The sequence below is a fragment of the Streptococcus sp. HMSC067A03 genome (genome assembly GCF_001814295.1).
Lineage (GTDB): Bacteria > Bacillota > Bacilli > Lactobacillales > Streptococcaceae > Streptococcus > Streptococcus constellatus.
In genome coordinates this window covers 1-5,296 of record NZ_KV815645.1, presented here as the reverse complement: position 1 = coordinate 5,296, position 5,296 = coordinate 1, and the positions used below count along the sequence as shown (strand labels likewise).

At 49.9% G+C, this 5,296-nt stretch carries 1 tRNA gene and 3 rRNA genes; all 4 read right to left on the bottom strand.

Annotated elements, in window-relative coordinates:
* Nucleotide 1 precedes the first annotated feature (1 nt).
* Nucleotides 2-117, bottom strand: a 5S ribosomal RNA gene (gene rrf, locus HMPREF2963_RS02220).
* A gap of 251 nt (nt 118-368) precedes the next feature.
* Nucleotides 369-3,271 (bottom strand): 23S ribosomal RNA (locus HMPREF2963_RS02215).
* Nucleotides 3,272-3,461: 190 nt separating this feature from the next.
* Nucleotides 3,462-3,534: transfer RNA gene (locus tag HMPREF2963_RS02210), tRNA-Ala, on the bottom strand.
* Between the two features lie 56 nt (nt 3,535-3,590).
* Nucleotides 3,591-5,146: ribosomal RNA gene (locus HMPREF2963_RS02205) — 16S ribosomal RNA — on the bottom strand.
* The 16S, 23S and 5S rRNA genes sit together here with 1 tRNA gene alongside, the layout of an rRNA operon.
* Between the last annotated feature and the right edge of the window lie 150 nt (nt 5,147-5,296).

Here is a 5,296-nt window from a genome sequence, read left to right as displayed (position 1 = left end):
TGCTAAGCGACTACCTTATCTCACAGGGGGCAACCCCCAACTACTTCCGGCGTTCTAGGGCTTAACTGCTGTGTTCGGCATGGGTACAGGTGTATCTCCTAGGCTATCGTCACTTAACTATATGAATGGACTCGGTCAAAAGCTTCGCTTCCTCTATCTCCCAAGCCAAAACATCCACTGGATATTTCGTCCACTCAAAATTGAATAACGCTCTCAAATCGTTTCAAGCATAAACTAAACATTCTGTGCTCTCAATAAAATTGTACTCGGGCTAAATCCTTGGAAAAAAGATAAATGGTCTGGTGTTCATCGAACACTACTCCCATCCCCTATTTCTCAAGTGGATTTTACACCCTTAGTAACTAATCTAGGATAAGTCCTCGAGCTATTAGTATTAGTCCGCTCCATTGCTCACACAACTTCCACTCCTAACCTATCTACCTGATCTTCTCTCAGGGCTCTTACTGATATAAAATCATGGGAAATCTCATCTTGAGGTGGGTTTCACACTTAGATGCTTTCAGCGTTTATCCCTTCCCTACATAGCTACCCAGCGATGCTCTTGGCAGAACAACTGGTACACCAGCGGTAAGTCCACTCTGGTCCTCTCGTACTAGGAGCAGATCCTCTCAAATTTCCTTCGCCCGCGACGGATAGGGACCGAACTGTCTCACGACGTTCTGAACCCAGCTCGCGTGCCGCTTTAATGGGCGAACAGCCCAACCCTTGGGACCGACTACAGCCCCAGGATGCGACGAGCCGACATCGAGGTGCCAAACCTCCCCGTCGATGTGAACTCTTGGGGGAGATAAGCCTGTTATCCCCAGGGTAGCTTTTATCCGTTGAGCGATGGCCCTTCCATACGGTACCACCGGATCACTAAGCCCGACTTTCGTCCCTGCTCGAGTTGTAGCTCTCGCAGTCAAGCTCCCTTCTACCTTTACACTCTACGATTGATTTCCAACCAATCTGAGGGAACCTTTGGGCGCCTCCGTTACTCTTTAGGAGGCGACCGCCCCAGTCAAACTGCCCGTCAGACACTGTCTCCGTAGATGATCAACCTACCGGGTTAGAGTGGCCATAACACAAGGGTAGTATCCCAACATCGCCTCCATCGAAACTGGCGTCCCGATCTCATTGGCTCCTACCTATCCTGTACATGTGGCACAGACACTCAATATCAAACTGCAGTAAAGCTCCATGGGGTCTTTCCGTCCTGTCGCGGGTAACCTGCATCTTCACAGGTACTAAAATTTCACCGAGTCTCTCGTTGAGACAGTGCCCAAATCATTACGCCTTTCGTGCGGGTCGGAACTTACCCGACAAGGAATTTCGCTACCTTAGGACCGTTATAGTTACGGCCGCCGTTTACTGGGGCTTCAATTCATACCTTCGCGTTACCGCTAAGCACTCCTCTTAACCTTCCAGCACCGGGCAGGCGTCACCCCCTATACATCATCTTACGATTTAGCAGAGAGCTGTGTTTTTGATAAACAGTTGCTTGGGCCTATTCACTGCGGCTCAGTTAAACTGAGCACCCCTTCTCCCGAAGTTACGGGGTCATTTTGCCGAGTTCCTTAACGAGAGTTCTCTCGCTCACCTGAGGCTACTCGCCTCGACTACCTGTGTCGGTTTGCGGTACGGGTAGAATATAGATTAATGCTAGAAGCTTTTCTTGGCAGGGTGACATCACTCACTTCGCTACTAAACTTCGCTCCCCATCACAGCTCAACGTTACAGATATAAGCATTTGACTCATACCACGCCTCACTGCTTAGACGTGCTCTTCCATTCGCACGCTTGAGTTAGCCTTCTGCGTCCCTCCTTCACTCTATACTCTAGTACAGGAATCTCTACCTGTTGGCCATCGGATACACCTTTCGGTCTCTCCTTAGGTCCCGACTAACCCAGGGCGGACGAGCCTTCCCCTGGAAACCTTAGTCTTACGGTGGATGGGATTCTCACCCATCTTGCGCTACTCATACCGGCATTCTCACTTCTATGCGTTCCAGTGCTCCTCACGGTACACCTTCGCCACACATAGAACGCTCTCCTACCATACCTATAAAGGTATCCACAGCTTCGGTAAATTGTTTTAGCCCCGGTACATTTTCGGCGCAGGGTCACTCGACTAGTGAGCTATTACGCACTCTTTGAATGAATAGCTGCTTCTAAGCTAACATCCTAGTTGTCTGTGCAACCCCACATCCTTTTCCACTTAACAATTATTTGGGGACCTTAGCTGGTGGTCTGGGCTGTTTCCCTTTCGACTACGGATCTTAGCACTCGCAGTCTGACTGCCGACCATAATTCTTTGGCATTCGGAGTTTATCTGAGATTGGTAATCCGGGATGGACCCCTCACCCAAACAGTGCTCTACCTCCAAGAATCTTCATGTCGACGCTAGCCCTAAAGCTATTTCGGAGAGAACCAGCTATCTCCAAGTTCGTTTGGAATTTCTCCGCTACCCACAAGTCATCCAAGCACTTTTCAACGTGCCCTGGTTCGGTCCTCCAGTGCGTTTTACCGCACCTTCAACCTGCTCATGGGTAGGTCACATGGTTTCGGGTCTACATCATGATACTAAGTCGCCCTTTTCAGACTCGGTTTCCCTACGGCTCCGTCTCTTCAACTTAACCTCGCATCATAACGTAACTCGCCGGTTCATTCTACAAAAGGCACGCTCTCACCCATTAACGGGCTCGAACTTGTTGTAGGCACACGGTTTCAGGTTCTCTTTCACTCCCCTCCCGGGGTGCTTTTCACCTTTCCCTCACGGTACTGGTTCACTATCGGTCACTAGGGAGTATTTAGGGTTGGGAGATGGTCCTCCCAGATTCCGACGAGATTCCACGTGTCTCGCCGTACTCAGGATCCTGCTAGGTATAAAGACTATTTTAAATACGAGGCTCTTACTCTCTCTGGCAACCTTTCCCAAGGTCTTCTTCTATAATCTTTACGTCCACTTCGCAGTCCTACAACCCCGAAGAGTAAACTCTTCGGTTTGCCCTCCTGCCCTTTCGCTCGCCGCTACTTAGGCAATCGCTTTTGCTTTCTCTTCCTGCAGCTACTTAGATGTTTCAGTTCACTGCGTCTTCCTCCTCATATCCTTAACAGATATGGGTAACAGGTAGTACCTGTTGGGTTCCCCCATTCGGACATCCCTGGATCTACGCTTACTTACAGCTCCCCAAGGCATTTCGTCGTTTGTCACGTCCTTCTTCGGCTCCTAGTGCCAAGGCATCCACCGTGCGCCCTTACTAACTTAACCTTATTTTGACCTTTCAGTCATAAACTCATTAATATTCACAGCGTTTCGGTTTATTTTCTTGTTACTATTTGATATCGTTATTCAATTTTCAATGGGCTAATTAGGTTCGTGTTCAACTTCTTTACCCGTTGAACACCTATCCTATCTTATCTAGTTGAACAAGAATCTCATTTCTTTGCATCCTAGATAATGGAGCCTAGCGGGATCGAACCGCTGACCTCCTGCGTGCAAAGCAGGCGCTCTCCCAGCTGAGCTAAGGCCCCACAAGACCTCTCAAAACTAAACAAAACGAACTCAATGGCTTCCGATTTTTCCTTAGAAAGGAGGTGATCCAGCCGCACCTTCCGATACGGCTACCTTGTTACGACTTCACCCCAATCATCTATCCCACCTTAGGCGGCTGGCTCCTTACGGTTACCCCACCGACTTCGGGTGTTACAAACTCTCGTGGTGTGACGGGCGGTGTGTACAAGGCCCGGGAACGTATTCACCGCGGCGTGCTGATCCGCGATTACTAGCGATTCCGACTTCATGTAGGCGAGTTGCAGCCTACAATCCGAACTGAGACTGGCTTTCAGAGATTAGCTTGCCGTCACCGGCTTGCGACTCGTTGTACCAGCCATTGTAGCACGTGTGTAGCCCAGGTCATAAGGGGCATGATGATTTGACGTCATCCCCACCTTCCTCCGGTTTATTACCGGCAGTCTCGCTAGAGTGCCCAACTGAATGATGGCAACTAACAATAAGGGTTGCGCTCGTTGCGGGACTTAACCCAACATCTCACGACACGAGCTGACGACAACCATGCACCACCTGTCACCTCTGCCCCGAAGGGAAACTCTATCTCTAGAGTGGTCAGAGGGATGTCAAGACCTGGTAAGGTTCTTCGCGTTGCTTCGAATTAAACCACATGCTCCACCGCTTGTGCGGGCCCCCGTCAATTCCTTTGAGTTTCAACCTTGCGGTCGTACTCCCCAGGCGGAGTGCTTAATGCGTTAGCTGCGGCACTAAGTCCCGGAAAGGACCTAACACCTAGCACTCATCGTTTACGGCGTGGACTACCAGGGTATCTAATCCTGTTCGCTCCCCACGCTTTCGAGCCTCAGCGTCAGTTACAGACCAGAGAGCCGCTTTCGCCACCGGTGTTCCTCCATATATCTACGCATTTCACCGCTACACATGGAATTCCACTCTCCCCTTCTGCACTCAAGTTAAACAGTTTCCAAAGCCTACAATGGTTGAGCCACTGCCTTTCACTTCAGACTTATCTAACCGCCTGCGCTCGCTTTACGCCCAATAAATCCGGACAACGCTCGGGACCTACGTATTACCGCGGCTGCTGGCACGTAGTTAGCCGTCCCTTTCTGGTTAAGTACCGTCACTGTGTGAACTTTCCACTCTCACACACGTTCTTCCTTAACAACAGAGCTTTACGATCCGAAAACCTTCTTCACTCACGCGGCGTTGCTCGGTCAGGGTTCCCCCCATTGCCGAAGATTCCCTACTGCTGCCTCCCGTAGGAGTCTGGGCCGTGTCTCAGTCCCAGTGTGGCCGATCACCCTCTCAGGTCGGCTATGTATCGTTGCCTTGGTGAGCCGTTACCTCACCAACTAGCTAATACAACGCAGGTCCATCTGGTAGTGATGCTCTTGCACCTTTTAAACATCTACCATGCAGTAAATGTTCTTATGCGGTATTAGCTATCGTTTCCAATAGTTATCCCCCGCTACCAGGCAGGTTACCTACGCGTTACTCACCCGTTCGCAACTCACAGAATACGGTGTAGTAAACTACGGTGCATCCTGTGCGTTCTACTTGCATGTATTAGGCACGCCGCCAGCGTTCGTCCTGAGCCAGGATCAAACTCTCATATAAAGTTTGAGCTCTCACTCATTTCTGTCACTGACAGATTTATTTTTCTTTTGTTTGACGGACTGTCTCTCAACAGTCGCCTGCACATTGGTTCGTCTTGTTCAGTTTTCAAAGGTCTTTATCGCCCTCAAGCGACAACTATCTTAGTATATC